The organism is Mesorhizobium sp. KACC 23794, from assembly GCF_052180275.1.
GTDB lineage: Bacteria > Pseudomonadota > Alphaproteobacteria > Rhizobiales > Rhizobiaceae > Kumtagia.
Genome location: NZ_CP197465.1, coordinates 1,120,543 through 1,136,510 on the forward strand (window position 1 = coordinate 1,120,543; position 15,968 = coordinate 1,136,510).

General features: G+C 65.1%; 15 protein-coding genes. 5 read left to right on the forward strand and 10 right to left on the reverse strand.

What is annotated here, in order from left to right:
- The 4 genes from ACSBOB_RS05660 to ACSBOB_RS05675 all read right to left on the reverse strand — a co-directional run bounded on the left by ACSBOB_RS05660 (position 1) and on the right by ACSBOB_RS05675 (position 5,601).
- The gene (locus ACSBOB_RS05660; RefSeq protein WP_442581480.1) at positions 1-1,488 is read right to left on the reverse strand and encodes a UdgX family uracil-DNA binding protein; all 1,488 of its coding nucleotides are present in this window, start codon (positions 1,486-1,488) and stop codon (positions 1-3) included.
- On the reverse strand, positions 1,485-2,723 hold the full coding sequence (locus ACSBOB_RS05665; protein ID WP_442581481.1) for a putative DNA modification/repair radical SAM protein: 1,239 nt from the start codon (positions 2,721-2,723) through the stop codon (positions 1,485-1,487). The genes ACSBOB_RS05660 and ACSBOB_RS05665 overlap by 4 nt, the downstream gene beginning before the upstream one ends.
- 87 nt (positions 2,724-2,810) lie before the next feature.
- Entirely contained in the window at positions 2,811-4,196 is a 1,386-nt protein-coding gene (locus ACSBOB_RS05670) for a glutamine synthetase family protein (protein WP_442581482.1), read from the reverse strand.
- A 28-nt stretch (positions 4,197-4,224) separates the two neighbouring features.
- The gene (locus ACSBOB_RS05675) at positions 4,225-5,601 is read right to left on the reverse strand and encodes an aspartate aminotransferase family protein (RefSeq protein WP_442581483.1); all 1,377 of its coding nucleotides are present in this window, start codon (positions 5,599-5,601) and stop codon (positions 4,225-4,227) included.
- Between the two features lie 152 nt (positions 5,602-5,753).
- Between ACSBOB_RS05675 and ACSBOB_RS05680 the strand changes: the two genes are divergently transcribed.
- Complete coding sequence (locus tag ACSBOB_RS05680) at positions 5,754-6,206, forward strand: hypothetical protein (protein WP_442581484.1); 453 nt, start codon at positions 5,754-5,756, stop codon at positions 6,204-6,206.
- Between the two features lie 47 nt (positions 6,207-6,253).
- Here ACSBOB_RS05680 and ACSBOB_RS05685 read toward each other — a convergent pair whose 3' ends face one another.
- The 4 genes from ACSBOB_RS05685 to ACSBOB_RS05700 form a co-directional block, all read right to left on the reverse strand.
- Complete coding sequence (locus ACSBOB_RS05685; RefSeq protein WP_442581485.1) at positions 6,254-7,228, reverse strand: WD40 repeat domain-containing protein; 975 nt, start codon at positions 7,226-7,228, stop codon at positions 6,254-6,256.
- The gene (gene imm45 / locus ACSBOB_RS05690) at positions 7,228-7,863 is read right to left on the reverse strand and encodes an Imm45 family immunity protein (protein WP_442581486.1); all 636 of its coding nucleotides are present in this window, start codon (positions 7,861-7,863) and stop codon (positions 7,228-7,230) included. Before imm45 ends, ACSBOB_RS05685 begins: the two co-directional genes overlap by 1 nt.
- Before the next feature lie 3 nt (positions 7,864-7,866).
- Positions 7,867-8,919, reverse strand: coding sequence for a CobW family GTP-binding protein (locus tag ACSBOB_RS05695; protein ID WP_442581487.1), 1,053 nt, complete (start codon positions 8,917-8,919; stop codon positions 7,867-7,869).
- Between the two features lie 442 nt (positions 8,920-9,361).
- Complete coding sequence (locus ACSBOB_RS05700) at positions 9,362-10,276, reverse strand: hypothetical protein (protein WP_442581488.1); 915 nt, start codon at positions 10,274-10,276, stop codon at positions 9,362-9,364.
- Positions 10,277-10,853: 577 nt separating this feature from the next.
- Between ACSBOB_RS05700 and ACSBOB_RS05705 the strand changes: the two genes are divergently transcribed.
- The 4 genes from ACSBOB_RS05705 to ACSBOB_RS05720 all read left to right on the forward strand — a co-directional run bounded on the left by ACSBOB_RS05705 (position 10,854) and on the right by ACSBOB_RS05720 (position 14,512).
- Positions 10,854-11,324, forward strand: coding sequence for a MarR family winged helix-turn-helix transcriptional regulator (locus ACSBOB_RS05705; protein ID WP_442581489.1), 471 nt, complete (start codon positions 10,854-10,856; stop codon positions 11,322-11,324).
- Positions 11,325-11,434: 110 nt separating this feature from the next.
- Positions 11,435-12,376 carry a DMT family transporter gene (locus ACSBOB_RS05710; RefSeq protein WP_442581490.1) on the forward strand — a complete coding sequence of 314 codons (942 nt, stop codon included), beginning with the start codon at positions 11,435-11,437 and terminating at the stop codon, positions 12,374-12,376.
- 89 nt (positions 12,377-12,465) lie between these two features.
- Positions 12,466-13,485, forward strand: coding sequence for a LacI family DNA-binding transcriptional regulator (locus tag ACSBOB_RS05715; RefSeq protein ID WP_442583649.1), 1,020 nt, complete (start codon positions 12,466-12,468; stop codon positions 13,483-13,485).
- Positions 13,486-13,528: 43 nt separating this feature from the next.
- A complete protein-coding gene (locus ACSBOB_RS05720) occupies positions 13,529-14,512 on the forward strand; it encodes a 2-hydroxyacid dehydrogenase (protein ID WP_442581491.1) in 984 nt (327 codons plus the stop codon).
- A gap of 14 nt (positions 14,513-14,526) precedes the next feature.
- Here ACSBOB_RS05720 and ACSBOB_RS05725 read toward each other — a convergent pair whose 3' ends face one another.
- Positions 14,527-15,000 (reverse strand): nucleoside deaminase, encoded by a 474-nt coding sequence (locus tag ACSBOB_RS05725; RefSeq protein ID WP_442581492.1) that lies wholly within the window; start codon positions 14,998-15,000, stop codon positions 14,527-14,529.
- Between the two features lie 146 nt (positions 15,001-15,146).
- Complete coding sequence (locus tag ACSBOB_RS05730) at positions 15,147-15,917, reverse strand: gamma-glutamyl-gamma-aminobutyrate hydrolase family protein (protein WP_442581493.1); 771 nt, start codon at positions 15,915-15,917, stop codon at positions 15,147-15,149.
- Between the last annotated feature and the right edge of the window lie 51 nt (positions 15,918-15,968).

Genomic DNA, 15,968 nt, shown 5'->3' on the forward strand with positions numbered 1-15,968 from the left:
TCACGCCGCCATCAATTTCCTCACCACCTGCATGTCCGCCCGGAACCGGTCGCGTTCGGCTGCCTTCTCGTCGTTCTCGCGGATGCGAAGAATGAAAGACGGATGGATGGTCAGGAAAACCTTCAGCCCGTCCTCGCGCTCGACCAATTGGCCTCGCATTTTGGTGATCGGCACGGGTTTGCCGAGCAGCGACTGGGCAGCCGTCGCGCCGAGTGCCACGACGAGGTCGGGTTTGACCAGCGCCAGTTCCTTGTCCAGCCACCAGCGGCAGGCCTGGATCTCGCCGGAATTGGGTTTCGAATGGATGCGGCGCTTGCCGCGCGGCTCGAACTTGAAGTGTTTTACGGCATTGGTGACGTAGACCCTTTTCCGATCGACCTCGGCTTCGTCGAGGACGGCGTCGAAGACTTTTCCGGCCGGGCCGACGAAGGGTTTTCCCGCCAGATCTTCTTGATCGCCCGGCTGCTCGCCGACAAAGATTACCCTCGCGTTTTCCGGCCCCTCGCCAAAAACGGTCTGCGTGGCGTCGCGCCAAAGCGGACAGCGTTGACAGGCTTTTGCGGCGACGCGCAGCACCGGGATAGAAGTTGCATCCGCCCCCGCATCCGGCGCGGCCGGCATGTCACGAGCCGGCCAGTGCCGAGCCTGGATTTTTGCATGATGCGGGGCCGGGGCAGTCGGCATCTTTTCGATCATCTCCCTGGCCGAATCCTCGGCGCCGGCGATGAGGGCCGGGATCAGTTCGGCTTCGGGAAGATTGCGCCAGTATTTCTTGGGCATCTCGGCCTGCATCGCCTTCACCTTCAACCGTGCCGGATTGAAGATGTTCCGGAAATAGGTGAGCCAAAGCTCTTCCGCAGCGTCCTCCGCGGGCGCGTCCCGCTGCGACGCACCCGGCCCGATCAGCAGCCTTTCGCCGTCCCAGGAGGCGGAAGCGTGCGGCGTCAGAATCGTCCAGCACATCCCGGTGAAGCGACGCACGAAGAAGGCCGCGTTACGCTCCAGGATAAAATGGTCGGGCTCGAACCAGGCGACGTAGCGGGCGTCGGGTTCCTCGCCGACCTGCCGGAAGCGCACGAAGGCGTGCATCTTATGCATGTCGCGGCGCACCGCCTTTTCCATCGCCTCGAAGCGCCGCACGTCGGCGTCGGAGGCGACGGCCAGCAGATTGCGGTCGCCTTGCAGCCGCCACAGCAGCCGGTACAGGAAGCCGAAACGTTGCGGGTTGGAATGGCAGATCACGGTTTCCGCGCGCTCGATGAAGTCGCGCGGGACGTTGAGCGTGGCGCCATTCGGCACAGGCGGCAGACTACCGCCGCGCATGCCGAGCAGGTCGGCGACGGCCTCGCCGACCGTCCAGACGACGCGGTCCGGCGCAATGCCGTTCAAAGCGAGAGCCCGCGCGGCACTGCGCCATCCCGCGAAATCGATCTCGCTGGCGAGACGCACGCTCAGGCTTGCGCGCTCGGAATGCAGCGCCGCGGTCATGCAAACAGCTCCATCTGCCTGGGCGGGGGAACGAGTTTCTGCCGCAGGGCCGGCCGGTCGATCAGCCCGCCGGGCGACCAGCCCTCTGCGATCAGGAACGGCCGGACTTTTGCGATCGAGGCGCAGACACGGCCGACATCCTCCAGGCGGAGGCGGTGGAAGCGACGTGTCGAAAGAATGCGGGCGACCGCCTTGGTGCCAAGGCCGGGGACACGCAACAGTGCCTCGCGGTCGGCACGGTTGACGTCGACGGGAAATCGCCCGCGATGCCGCAGCGCCCAGGCGAGTTTCGGGTCGATCTCCAGGTCGAGCATGCCGTCCGCCCGGCCTTCCAGAATCTCGGGCTGGGAGAACCCGTAGAAACGCATCAGCCAGTCGGCCTGGTAGAGCCGATGCTCGCGCATCAGCGGCGGCTTCTTCAGCGGCAAGGCGGTGGAGGCGTCGGGGATCGGGCTGAAGGCGGAATAATAGACGCGGCGCAGATGATAGCTGCCATAAAGCTTTGCGCTGGTGTGAAGAATGCCGTCGTCGGAGGTGGCGTCGGCGCCGACGATCATCTGGGTAGACTGGCCGCCTGGCGCGAACCGCTCGCGCTTTCTCGTACGCAAGGTGGGTTCGCGTTTCTCCTCGATCTTGGTGCGCAGCTTCGCCATGGAGAGCCGGATGGTTTCAGGCCGTTTCTCCGGCGCGAACCGCTTGACACCTTCGTCGGTGGGCAACTCGACATTGATCGACAGGCGGTCTGCAAAACAGCCGGCCTGCTCGATCAATTCCCCGGCGCATTCCGGAATGGTTTTGAGGTGAATATAGCCGCCGAACTTCTCGTCAATGCGCAGGCGGCGCGCCACCTCGACCATTTCGGCCATCGTCTCGTCCGGCGAGCGGATGACGCCGGAGGACAGGAACAGGCCCTCGATATAATTGCGCTTGTAGAAATCCATCGTCAGCCGCACCACCTCGCCGATGGTGAAGCGGGCGCGGCGGACATTGGAGGATGAGCGGTTGATGCAGTAGCTGCAATCGTAGATGCAGAAATTGGTCAGCAGGATCTTCAGCAGCGAAATGCAGCGGCCGTCCGGCGCATAGGAGTGGCAGATGCCCATGCCCTCGGTCGAGCCGATGCCGCCGGACTTCAGCGAGTCGCGTTTTGCCGCACCCGACGAGGCGCAGGAGGCGTCGTATTTCGCGGCGTCGGACAGGATCGCCAGCTTTTCGCGTGTGGTAAGAACAGCCATTTGTTCATGATATGTTCTTTGCGATCTATGCGCCATATCAAAAGACGCAGCCGGCCGATTTTAACGGCCAGCCCCTGACAGAAGGCGTCAGACCTCGTGCAGATAGAGGTGGTAGTCGAGTTCGCTCACAGTGCGGGCGACGCGCAGATATTCGGAGCGCTTGATTTCCGTGAAGGTCCGATGGAGGTCTTCGCCCAGCGCCTTCTTCAGGAACTCCGACGCTGTCGCCGCTTCGATCGCCGAACGCCAGTCGGCTGGCGCGTCCGCCAGTTTCGGCGCGTTCTCATAACCGTTGCCGGTGGTTTCCGGACCGGGATCGATCTTTTCGTCAAAACCTTTGGCGATGCCGGCAAGCACGGTGGCGGCGACGAGATAGGGGTTGGTGTCGACGCCGGCCGGGCGATGCTCGATGCGGCGGTTCTTCACGTCGCCGGCGGGAATGCGCAGCGCCACGGAGCGGTTATTGACGCCCCAGGTGGCGGCGAGCGGCGCATAGGACTGGGCGACGAAGCGCCGCCAGGAATTGGCGTGCGGGGCGAAGACCAGCATGGATTCCGGCATGGTCGCCGCCAGCCCGCCCAGCGCATGCAGCAGCGCCGGATTCCATGTCCCCGGCTTGTCCTCGGCCAGCACGTTGCGGCCGGCGTCGTCCTGGATCGAAATGTGGAAATGCATGCCGGAGCCGGCATATTTCTGGATCGGCTTGGCCATGAAGCAGGCGGTGACGCCGTGGCGGCGCGCCTGCATGCGCACCAGCCGCTTTAGCTGCACGAGGTCGTCGGCGGCCTGCATGACGTCCTTGCGGTAGTTCAGCGTCAGCTCGTACTGGCCCGGCGCATATTCCGAGATCAGCGTCTCGACCGGGATGTTCTGGGCTTTTGCACCGGCATAGATGTCGGAAAACAGCGGCTCCATGCCGTGCAAATGGTCGACCGAATAGACCTCGGTCTTGCCGCTGCCCCGGCCGTCGAGAACGGCGTCGGCCGGCTGGACGCGACCCTCGGCGTCGCGCTCGTTCTTCAGCAGGAAGAATTCCAGCTCGAAGGCTCCCGCCGGGTGCAGGCCGCGCGCGCAAAAGGCTTCGAGCTGACGTGCGAGCGCGTGGCGCGGGTCGGAACTCATCGGCATGCCGTCGAGATGGTACATCGCCATCAGCACCTGGCCGCGGGCCGGGCTGGTGCCATGCAGCGGGACCAGCGTGCCGGGGACCGGCCAGGCACGCAGGTCGCCGTCGCCGGAATCCCAGATCAGCCCGGTCTCGTGCACGTCCTCGCCGGTGATGTCGAGGCCGAGGATGGAGATCGGCATGTGCCGGCCGCCCTTGTAGATCGCCATCAGCTCGTGGCGGCGGATGATTTTCCCGCGGCCGATGCCGTTCACGTCCGACAGCACGATGTCGACCGCCTCGATCTCGGGGTGTTCGTCGAGGAATCTTTGCGCTTCCTCGATGGTCGAGCCGGACGGTGACGTCATGATATTCCTCTGTTTGCCGTCTTCTTTGTCACGCGGCCAAAACTTCGGCAATATCGGCGAAGGCGGCGGACAGCCGGTCGACCTGCTTGCGCGTCGTGGCCGGCGAGATCAGCATCATGTTGTGGAACGGCGCGATCAGCACGCCGCGATTGACCAGCGCCACATGGATCGCCGCCTCCAGCGCCGGCGCCTGGGCAGCTTCGGCCTCGCCGCCGTTTTTCAGCGGGCCGGGGGCGCAGATGAATTCGACACGCGCGCCGACGCGGGCGACGTGCCAGGGGAGGGCGTGTCTTTCGATGCTTTGCTGGAGGCCGGCCTGCAGGCGGGCGGCAAGCGATTCCATATGGGTGTAGTTTGCCTCGGTCATCACCTCGTCAAGCGTCGCCCGCATGGCGGCGAACTGCAGCGGGTTGGCCGAAAGCGTGGTGCCGATGCCGGAATAGCCGGGTTCCTTGGTCGCGAGATAGTCGTCGTAGCGTTGCGCGGTTTCGGCGCTGAGGCCCCAGACACTGGCAGGGACGCCGCCAGCGATGGGTTTGCCGAGCACGAAGATGTCGGGGTCCAATCCATGCCGCTTCGTGTAACCGCCTGGCGCCGTCGAGATCGTGTGGGTCTCGTCGATGAGCAGCAGCGTGCCGGTGTCGCGCGTCAGCCGGCGAAGGTTTTCGTGGAAGCCGGCTTCAGGCTGCACCATGCAGCAATTGGTCAGCACCGGCTCGGTGATGACGCAGGCGACGTCGCGGGCTGCAAGGGCGGCTTCGAGTGCGGGAATGTCGTTGAACTCGACGACCTTGCTGTGCTGGGTCAGATCGCGGAACTCGCCGGCAAGCCCGCGCTTGTTGGCGGGCCGGCCACGGTCTAGGCGGACAAAGGTCTCGTCCACGGCGCCATGGTAGCAGCCGTTGAAGACCAGGATTTTTCGTCTTCCAGTTACAGCGCGGGCGACGCGCAGGGCGAAACGGTTGGCGTCGCTGGCGGTGGTGGCGATCTGCCAGCGCGGCAGGCCGAATTTTTCCGCAAGCAGTTTTCCGACGGCGGCGGCGTCCTCGGAGGGTAGCATGTAGGTCAGACCGCGCGACGCCTGGCGGCGGATGGCGCGGGCGACCGGCGGCGGCGAGTGGCCGAACATCGAGCCGGTGTCGCCCAGGCAGAAATCGGCAAGACTGTTGCCGTCGATATCGACGATCGCCGCGCCCTTCGCCTGCTCGACCATGATCGGAAACGGCGTCGGCCAGTCGTTCATCCAGTGCATGGGGACACCGCCGAGATAGCCTGGCAGTCCGTTGCCATAGGCGCGCTCCGATTTCGGTCGCGCCGCGCGAAAAGTTTTTGCTTCGCGCTCGCGCAAAGCTGCTATGCGCTCCGGCGCGATGCCTCCGGAATTGCCGAATGTGGTGCCTGCCATGATTTCCCCTCTTGCAGGCATACTCTAGCCAATCGGCCGCGCGGGCGGCAATCGCGGCAGTTCAACGACATGTCGGGCCAGCGCGGACGGGCCGGGCTTGACGGTGTGGGCCGACAACCTGCTCAATAGGGCAGATTTAGGGGAGGGTTTGCATGCGTGTCGTCCTGATGGCTGGGCTGCTGATGGCCGGAACCCTTCCGGCCTTCGCTTCGGGCGGGCTTTCCTGCGAGGCGGAAGGAGGGCCAGCCAGGATCGCGGTCGAGAGCGGCGTGACGCGCGGCATGGGCAGCCCGGTGTTCAATTTTCGGGGCTCGGCGGTGATATCGGACACGGCGATAGCCGAGGATTTGCGCACGACGGCGTTCACTGGCGAATATCTGGCGCAATACTGGTTCGACGGCGAGGATCTGCGCCTTGTGCTCTATCGGGAGCGCGAGGGCGACAAGCCGCACGGCTATGTCGAGATCACGGTGCTGACCAGGGCCGATGGCGACGAGGGCGGCTATGTCGGCACCTACAAACTGACCGCCTATGACGGCACGGGCGACGATCCGGAGGGCAGGACGGTCAAGCTTGACGGAAAGATCGGCTGTTTCGTCGAATAGGTCCGGCCGTAGGTCGCGCCGGCGTGCCTCAAAGTTCAGATGTCATCTCACGCCGATATATCGATCACCCCGCAGTCGCCGGCGGCGCTGCCGAAGACGATGCGGCGTTCGGATCTGTCCCACATCAGCGCGGTGATCGCGCCATTGCCGGGGCGACGCAGCAGCACTTCCTTGGCGTCGGCGAAGCGCACGGCCAGCACCATGCCGTCGTCGTAGCCGATGGCGGCGACTTCGTCGCTCGGGTGGCAGGCGACCGCGGTGACCATGGCGTTGGCGCGGGTGCCGAGTTCGAGCGGCGCCTTGCCCATCGGGCCGTCCTTGGCCTGGAACGGCCAGACGATCGCCGCCGGTGCGCCGGAGCTTGCTAGCCATTTGCCCTTGGCGCTCCAGGACAGAGACTTCACCTTGGCCGGATAGCCCGACATGCGCATGTGCTTGCCATCGGCGAGCTTCCAGCCGTGCAGGGCGTTTTCCTGCATGGTGGTGACGAGGAAATTGCCGTCGGGCGAGAAAGTGATGCCGGTATGGGCGCCGGCCCATTCCAGTTCGGTCGGCTTTCCGTCGGTCGCGGGGAAATGCAGCGTCGCGCCATTGTAGCGGGCGACGCCGAAGCGCAGGCCCTTTGGAGCGAAACCCAGCCCTTCCACCGAGCGCGGGTGCGAGAATTCCTTCACTTTGCCGTCCGGCAGTTTTACCCAGGCGCTTTTGCCCGCGCCATAGGCGAGCGCGCCCTGCGGGCCGGCGGCCACGCTGGTGATCCATTTGCGCCCGGCCTCGGCGACGATTTTTGCCTCGCCGCCGGGACCGGTGGAAAAGACTTTTCCGTCCTCGCCGCCGGTGATCAGTCTCGTGCCGGTCAGGTCGATCGTGGCGCAGAGCAGGCCGTCATTGGCCTGCACCGTCTTGTGGCCGTTGTCGAGGCGATGGATCGAGCCGTCGGCCAGCGCGAAATGCGGGACGTCGGCGAGGAAGACGGCGGCGACGCAATGGCCGTCGAGATCAAGGGGAGCGACTGTGGGCATCAGACAGGCTTTCGATCCGAACCGGCTTTCCAGTTTGCTGTATGGCTGGAAGTCCGCGACATCCTGCTCTGGGTATCGAAGTAGAGAATCATCAACTCGTACCCATCCTGACGGTAATCCTGCCAGGAAACCAGTATCCGACCGCGGGGGATTCCGAGATCGGGCGCGATGTCGCGCATGTCGACGAAGTGGCCCGCCGGTCGGGACAGAAGAGCGCCAACTTCCGACGAGCTGGGCCAGATCATCCGATCGACCGCACTTTCAATCTCGGCATCTGGTGTATCGGGAGCCTCATCGTCAACAAGTCTGCGATTTTTCCATTCAATGACGGAGGCGCCTTCGCACGGTACAGCCTGGTCCACATAGGTGAAACGGAACCATTGTTCCCAGTTGTCGAGCAGCCAATCCGCGGACAGCCCATTCTGTGTGCCGGTACTCTCGCGTGGAAACACACAAAAAGTCAGGCCTGACTTGTAGCCGGAGAGCACCATCAGTCCGAGGCCGCAGTGATCGTCTCGGGGCTCAAAGACAAGCAGGTCGACCGGTTCGGAACCCGGTCCGAGATCATAGTTTTCGGGAAGGCGAAGCACGTCGCCTACCGAGATATCGAAGCCGCGCAATTCGTTGAGCAGCATCCACTATGCCGCGACCTGACACGCCTCAAAGCTCCTGCGCAGCCGTTCTTCGTCCAGATCGCGGCCGATGAAGACGAGGCGGCTTTCGTGTTTCTCGTCGTCCTTCCAGGGGCGCTGGTGGTCGCCTTCCATGATCATGTGGACGCCCTGGATGACGTAGCGGTCCGGGTCGTCCTTGAAGGCGATGATGCCCTTGAGGCGCAGGATATTCGGGCCGTCGTTCTGCGTCACCTTCTCGATCCACGGGAAGAATTTCCGGGAATCCATCTCGCGGCCGCGCAGCGACACCGACTGCACCGTCACGTCGTGGATCGGCGACACCGCGCCGTGCTCGTGATGGCCGTGCGCATGATGATCATGATCGTGGTCGCAGTCCGGGCCGCAGACATGGTCGTGATCATCGGCGTCGAGGAAATGCGGGTCGTTGTCCAGCGCGCGCTTCAGGTCGAAGGCGCCGCGGTCCAGCACGTTGGTGAGGTCGACGCCGGCGCGGGTGGTGCGGTGGATTTTTGCCGCCGGGTTGATGGCGCGGATCGCCGCTTCGACGTCGTTGAGTTCCTCCGGCGTGACGAGGTCGGTCTTGTTGAGCACGACCACGTCGGCGAAGGCGATCTGGTCCTCGGCCTCGCGCGAATCCTTGAGCCTGAGCGGCAGGTGCTTTGCGTCGACCAGGGCGACCACCGCGTCGAGTTTTGTCTTCTTGCGTACATCCTCGTCCATGAAGAAGGTCTGGGCGACCGGAACCGGGTCGGCGAGGCCGGTGGTCTCCACCACGATGGCGTCGAAGCGGCCGGGGCGCTTCATCAGGCCTTCGACGACGCGCACCAGATCGCCGCGCACCGTGCAGCAGACGCAGCCATTGTTCATCTCGTAGATCTCCTCGTCGGATTCCACGATCAGGTCGTTGTCGATGCCGATTTCGCCGAATTCGTTGACGATGACCGCGTAGCGCTTGCCGTGGTTTTCCGAGAGGATGCGGTTGAGCAGCGTCGTCTTGCCGGCGCCGAGGTAACCGGTCAGCACGGTTACGGGAATCTGGGTCTGTGCTTCGCTCATGGGAGGCCTCGAAGGATTTTTAGTGTGCCGCATATAGGGCTCCGCGCGTCGGATTGCACGTCTCAATCGGGTTGCTCGGCATGGGCCAGGGCAATGGCTTGAACCAAGCCTGGTATCGGTCCTCCCGGTCGCCCGCCTTTCCGCCGGATTCGCTGCCCCTCATCGCCCTGCCGGGCACTTCTCCCCGTGAAGAACGGGGAGAAGTTGCGCCGCCGTCAATGATTTCGCTAACCAAAACTGGCACAGGAAGGGCAGAACGCTGCGGCCAGCGTCCTTCGGACCTCCCCGTTCTTCACGGGGAGAAGTGCCCGGCAGGGCGATGAGGGGCGGCAACACCCTTTCAGGCGATTGACTTGGGATAAGCGCCATCGCCGCCGCGCCGCGAAAAAATCCGCTGCGGCCGTCGATGCCTGGCTTTTCGCGTCCGGCGGGCCGCCGCGCGTCAGGACGTGTCGAGCGCGTATCGTGCCAGCGCATGGGCGTGCGCCAGAATCTCGTCGATCTCGCGGATTTTTCGGGGATGGTCGGCGGATGGCGCGTAGCGGGACAGCCGCCCGCCCGGCGGGCGCCCTGGCCGCAGCGGCGAGATGCGCCGGAACCGAACGGTGGCGGGTTGTTGCTGCGCGGCGTCGTTGCGCGCCTTCCAGCGGGCGAAACGCTTCGCCTGGCCTGTCAGGTCGTCGAGGGCCTCGGCCAGTGCGGCGAGGCGCTGGCCGAGGCGCACGGCATCGACCGGATCGTCGGGCGAGGGCGGTGCCGGAAAACAGGACGGCTCGCTGACGCCGGGAAACAGGATGCGCGGGGCGACGCGGTCGGGCACAAGGGGGCGAAAGCCGCGGAACGGACGTTTCAGCGGATCGAGCAGCGACAGGCGGAATTTTCGCGGGCGGGCGGCGCGCAGGGCGGCGGCTCTCTTCGCGGCGGCGGCGCGAGCAAGATCGGCGCGCGACAGGGTGACGGCGATACCGAAGCGGCGCAGCAGCGGCGCCGGGTCAACGGGTTTTGGCTTGCGCGGGCGTAGTGGCGGCAACACCACAACGATCCCGCGCGGCGCCGCGATGATCAGCCGCCGCGCGGCGGCTTCGGCCGGATGCAGCAGCTTCAGGATCGCGCGGTGGAGCCTGCGGGGCAGAGTGAATGCCGGGGACGGTGCCGAGTCAAGCACCGGTGACAGTAGCGGCGTAAGTGCCGGGGACAGTTTACTTTTTTCGGCCCGTGCGACATCTGTAGCGCTGCGACCTTCCTGCCGAAAGAAAGTAAACTGTCCCCCATCGCCAAGCCCGGCCATGGCGAGAAGCGAGACGAGGATGCGCTTCAGCGCCTCGCGGTTTTTCTCGATTGCCGCACTCCCGTCCATCGCCGTCTCCGTTCCAGCACACGCGGCATTGTCGCTCCGCTCGGAAGGACGGGGAAATTTCTCCGGAAAATAATCCTGACGGACGCTTGCAAGGATCGACATCGAGTGACAGTCAGGGCATACTATCCTTTTGAAATCTCACGATAAAACCGAGGATTGTCGACTGTGGCGGTCAACGCCGCCCCTCATCGCCCTGCCGGGCACTTCTCCCCGTAAAACGGGGAGAAGGACGCCTCGGCCGCCAATTTCGCCAATCGACAGCGTTGGCGATGGACGAAATCCTGACGGCCGGCAGGCAGGGGCGCTGGCGGTCAAGACAAGCAGCTGTTGGCGACGCGCAGCCAGTCGCGTCGTGCTCGGCGGATGACATCGAATGGCGTCGGCGGGTCATTCGTAGGCGAAGCCGGCCCGACCTGCCCGGGCCCACCGCCGAAACTTCCGGCCGGTGGCTCCCGCAACTGTCATGCAATTGTTAAGAACGTCTGTCATTAGCCGTTCTGCCGAATTCGGTTGCCGGCAAACTTTATGCCGGCGATGGCCGGGCGCCGGCGTGGTGACTTCGCTGAGGGAGCGGAAAATGGCCAGGACCAACAGAAGCGCGACGATGGGGCGGCTGCATTCGACGGCGCGGCTGGCGCGGACCGCGCTGGCGGCAAGGCTGCTGACGCACGGTTTCTACGCAGGGCAGGACCAGATCATGCTGGCGCTCGACCGCGAGGACGGGCAGACGCCCGGGCAGCTCGCGATGCGCATCGGCGTGCGGCCGCCGACCATCACCAAGACGATCAACCGGCTGCAGACGCAGGGTTTTCTCGACAAGCGCGCGTCGGAGACGGATGCGCGGCAGGCGCACATCTTCCTGACCGAGACCGGCCGCGATGCGATCCGCGACATCGAGAAGTCGGTGCGCAAGACCGAGAAACAGGCGTTCAAGGGCCTGGACAAGAAGGACCAGAAAGCGCTGGTCAAGCTTCTGTCGCGCATCGAATCCAATCTCTCCGATCTGACCGTCATCGTCGCGGACGACGAGGACGACGCCGACGATTGAGGGTCGGCCCCCGACAATTTCGGGCCGTCGCCGCATTGCGGCTTGCGTGCGTGTCGCGCATGGCCCAAAAGCCTGCGAGAACCTCCCAAGTTCACGACCGGCCCTGACTGTTGAAACCGCCTTCCGCCAAGCATGAAGCCGCGACGCCTGTCGCGGCGATCCTGTTCGTTTTCCTGACAGGTGTGCTGTTCACTGTCCTCGACACGAGTGCGAAATATCTCGTGCTGTCGGGCATGTCTGCGCCGTTCGTCGCCTGGGCGCGCTTCGCCGGCCATGCGCTGCTGGCGGTCATCCTGCTGCGTGGCTGGAAGGGCCCGGAGATGTTCCGGGTCGTCTCCTTGCCCCTGCAGGTGCTGCGCGGGCTCTGCCTGCTCGGCTCGACCGTCTGCAATTTCGCGGCGCTGCTGACGCTGCAACTGGCCGAAACCTCCGCAATCTATTTCTCGGCACCGATGCTGACCATCGCGCTCGCCGGCCCGCTGCTCGGCGAATGGGCGGGATGGCGGCGCTGGCTGGCGGTGCTGGCCGGCTTCATCGGCGTGCTGGTGATCACCCGGCCCGGCTACGGCGCCTTCGGCATCGGCCATGTGTTCGCGCTGGGTGCCGTGGCCTGCAACTGCTTCTACGTGATCCTGACGCGGCTGATGTCGGCCACCGAGACGCCGGCAAGCCTGATCTTCTATTCGGCGCTGGCGCCGGCCGTGCTGATGCTTCCGGTCGTCCCATTCACCATTTCCGCGCCGCCGAGCCCGTTGCAAGGGGTTCTGCTCCTGATGCTCGGCCTGTTCGGCGGGCTGGGGCACTGGTTCCTGATCAAGGCCTACAGGCTGGCGACCACGACCGCGCTGGCGCCCTATCCGTATCTGCAGATGGTCTGGATGATCGCGGCGGGCTATCTGGTGTTCGGGCAGTTGCCCGACCGCTGGACGCTGGCGGGCACCGCGATCATCGTCGCCAGCGGGCTCTACATCATCCACCGCGAGCACCGGCTGCGCCTCAAGAACCGGACTTCGCCCAACGCCGACACGGCCGATCTGGCCGGGAAGCTGTGAATAATCGCTTTGAACACCGGGAAAACGGTGGCATAAGCGCCGTTTAAACAGTTTAAATCGATTGTTCCGCGGCACTTGGGGAGGGCGCGCTGGCCCAGAAGATCAGGCTTTCAACGATCGCCGACGCCCTCGGGGTCTCGACGGCGACCGTGTCGCTGGCGCTGCGGGACAGCCCGCTGGTGGCCGATTCGACACGCGACCGCATCAAGGACCATGCCCGCGCGGTCGGCTATATCTACAACCGCCGCGCCGCCAGCCTGCGGACATCGCGCTCCGGCATCGTCGGCGTCGTCGTGCACGACATCATGAACCCGTTCTTCGCCGAAATCCTGCGCTCGATCGAGAGCGAGCTGGACCGCAGCCGGCAAACCTTCATCCTCTCCAACCACTACGACCAACTGGAGAAGCAGCGCACCTTCATCGACACGCTGCTGCAGCTCGGCGCCGACGGGGTGATCATGTCGCCGGCCATCGGCACGCCGCCCGAGGACATTTTGATGGCCGAGGAGAACGGCCTGCCGGCGGTGCTGATCGCGCGCACCGTCGAGGGCGCGGCGGTGCCGGTGTTCCGCGGCGACGACGCCTATGGCACGGCGCTGGCGACCAACCATCTGATCTCGCTCGGCCATACGCGCATCTCGATGATCGGTGGGACCGACCAGACCTCGACCGGCCGCGACCGCTACCAGGGCTATGTGAACGCCATGGACCGGGCCGGATTGCAGGTGAACCCCTCCTGGCGCATCGCCGGGCCGCGTACGAAGCAGGCGGGCTTCGAGGCGGCGAGCCAGTTCCTGGCGCTGAAGGACAAGCCGACCGCGGCCTGCTGCTGGAACGACCTCGTCGCCATCGGGCTGATGAACGGCATTGCGCGCGCCGGGCTGGTGCCGGGCGTCGATATCTCCGTCACTGGCTACGACGACCTGGAAGAAGCGGCGATCGCCACGCCGGCGCTGACGACGGTGTGGAACGGCCAGCGCGAGGTGGGCCGGCGCGCGGCGCGCGCGCTGCTCGACAAGCTGAACGGCACGGCGGTGCGCGCCTCGCAGGAACTGATCAAGCCGGAACTGCATGTCCGCCAGTCGACAGGGCGCCCGCGCGAGCGCTGATCGATTTTCCTCCCCTTTTCAAAACCTTCCGCAGGACCCGACCATGGCCGAGCCGCTTTCCGATGTGACGATCCTTGTTCCTGGCGGCATGCATGAGCGCGCATTGGCGCGGCTGGGCGACACGTTCCGCCTTGTCCGCATCGAGCGGCCCGATGCCGCGCTGATTACTGACCAGCTTCGCGCTTCGGTGCGCGGCGTCGCCAGCGTGGCGGGCGCGAATGCGGCGTTCATCGATGCGCTGCCGAATGTGGAAATCATCGCGAATTTCGGCGTCGGCTATGACGGCGTCGATGCAAAACATGCGGCGACGCGCGGCGTAATGGTCACCAATACGCCGGATGTGCTCACCGAGGAGGTCGCCGACACGGCGCTCGGGCTGCTGCTCAACACGCTGCGCGAGTTTTCACGCGCCGAGCGCTGGCTGCGCGACGGGCGCTGGGTGAAGGACGGGCCATATCCGCTGACGCGCGCCACGCTGCGCGGCCGAAAAATCGGCATCCTCGGCATGGGCCGGATCGGCAAGGCGATCGCCAGGCGGCTGGAAGGGTTCGGCGTGCCGATCGCCTATCACAACCGGCGGCCCGTCGACGGTCTCGCCTATCCGTATTTCGACACGCTGGAGGGGCTGGCGCGCGAGGTCGACACGCTGATCTCGATCATGCCGGGCGGCGCGGCGACGGAGAAGATGATCGGCGCCACGGTATTTTCGGCACTTGGGCCGGACGGCGTGTTCATCAATGTCGGCCGCGGCAGCACGGTCGACGAGGAGGCGCTGGCGGCAGCACTCGCCGGCGGTACGATTTTGGCGGCCGGCCTCGACGTGTTTGCGCGCGAGCCGCATGTGCCGCAGGCGCTGCTCGACCTGCCCAACGCCACGCTGCTGCCGCATGTCGGCTCGGCCTCGGTGCATACGCGCAACGCCATGGCCGACCTAGTCGTCGACAATCTGATCTCGTGGTTTTCCAAGGGAAAGCCGCTGACCGGCGTGCCGGAGACGGCGCAGGTGAAAAGCTCGTCGCGAAAGTAAGAGAAAATCGAGCTCTAGGCCTTGCCCAGATGCTTCGGCCAGAAATCCAGATGGACTTCGGCGGCCGCGTCTTCGAGGTTCGTCGGGCCGACCACCGTGACGGTGCGCGCGCCGGTTTGTAATATCGCCCGGCTCGGCACGTTCAACCCGATCCCGGCGATCTTGCCGAGCCGCGTTTCCGAGCACGCAAACACCATGCGCCCGATGCCCGACCAGTAAATCGCCCCTGAGCACATCGCGCACGGTTCCGTGCTGGTGTAGAGCGTGCAGCCGGCGAGAAACGCGGTGTCGTAATGCTGCGCCGCCAGTTTGACCAGGTTCATCTCGGCGTGGTTCGTCATGTCGTGGCCGGTGAAGACGCTGTTTTCGGCGCGCAGGATGACTTCGCCGTCCTTCACCAGAACCGAGCCGAACGGCTCGTTGCCGTGTTCCACTGCCGATTTCGAGAGCGCAATCGCCTCATGCAAAAACGGCTCGTGGTTTTCCATCAGGACTTCCCCCGCCAACCTAGTGCGGGATGATCTTGTCTTGAATCGGAGGGATTTCCAAGGGGCCGCAGACCGGATTCGTGCCGACCATCTGCTCATCGAGCCGCCATCTTCCGGCTCCAATCGATGCGTTATCCGCCAGACTGCTACTCCGCCGCCGTCCGCAGCCCGAGTTTTGCCGCCGCATGGCCGCGCACCGCGTCGCCGAAGGCCTGGAAAACCTTCGCCGAAATGGAATCGCTGTGCACCCAGTATTCCGGGTGCCACTGCACGCCCACGGCGAAGGCGCGCGCATCCCTGGCCGATACCGCCTCGACCGTTCCGTCCTCGGCGACCGCCTCGACCTGCAGCAGCGGGCCGAGTTGTCCCACGCCCTGGCGGTGCACGGAATTGACCAGAATCTCGCCGGCGCCGAACACGCCGGCAAGGCAGGTGCCGGGCTTGATCGACACGGTCTGGCGGATGGCGAAGCGTTCGTCCTGGTTGTCGCTGACGGGTGCGCGATGGTCGAGCGAACCGGGCCGCTCCTGCAATTCGGTGGCGAGCGTGCCGCCAAGCGCCACGTTCATCTCCTGGATGCCGCGGCAGATGGCGAGCAACGGTACGCCGCGCTCGATCGCCCGGCGGATCAGCGGCAGGGTGGTGGCGTCGCGGGCGTGGTCGTAGGGGCCGTTGGCCTCGCTGGCGTCGCCGCCATAGAGCGAGGGATGCACGTTGGACTTCGAACCGGTGATCATCACGCCGTCGACCGAATCGAGCAGGCTGTCGAGATCGAGCCGGTCGCCGAAGGAGGGGACAAGGACGGGGAATACGCCGGCGCCGGCGATCGCCGCTTCCAGATACTGCTGCGGGGCCGCGTGCCAGGTGTAATTGTCGAACTGGCGGACATCGGTGGAGACGGCGACGAGCGGTTGCATCGGCTGGGGCTTTCGTGGGCAGTCGAAGGATTGCGTATAAAATAGGCGATG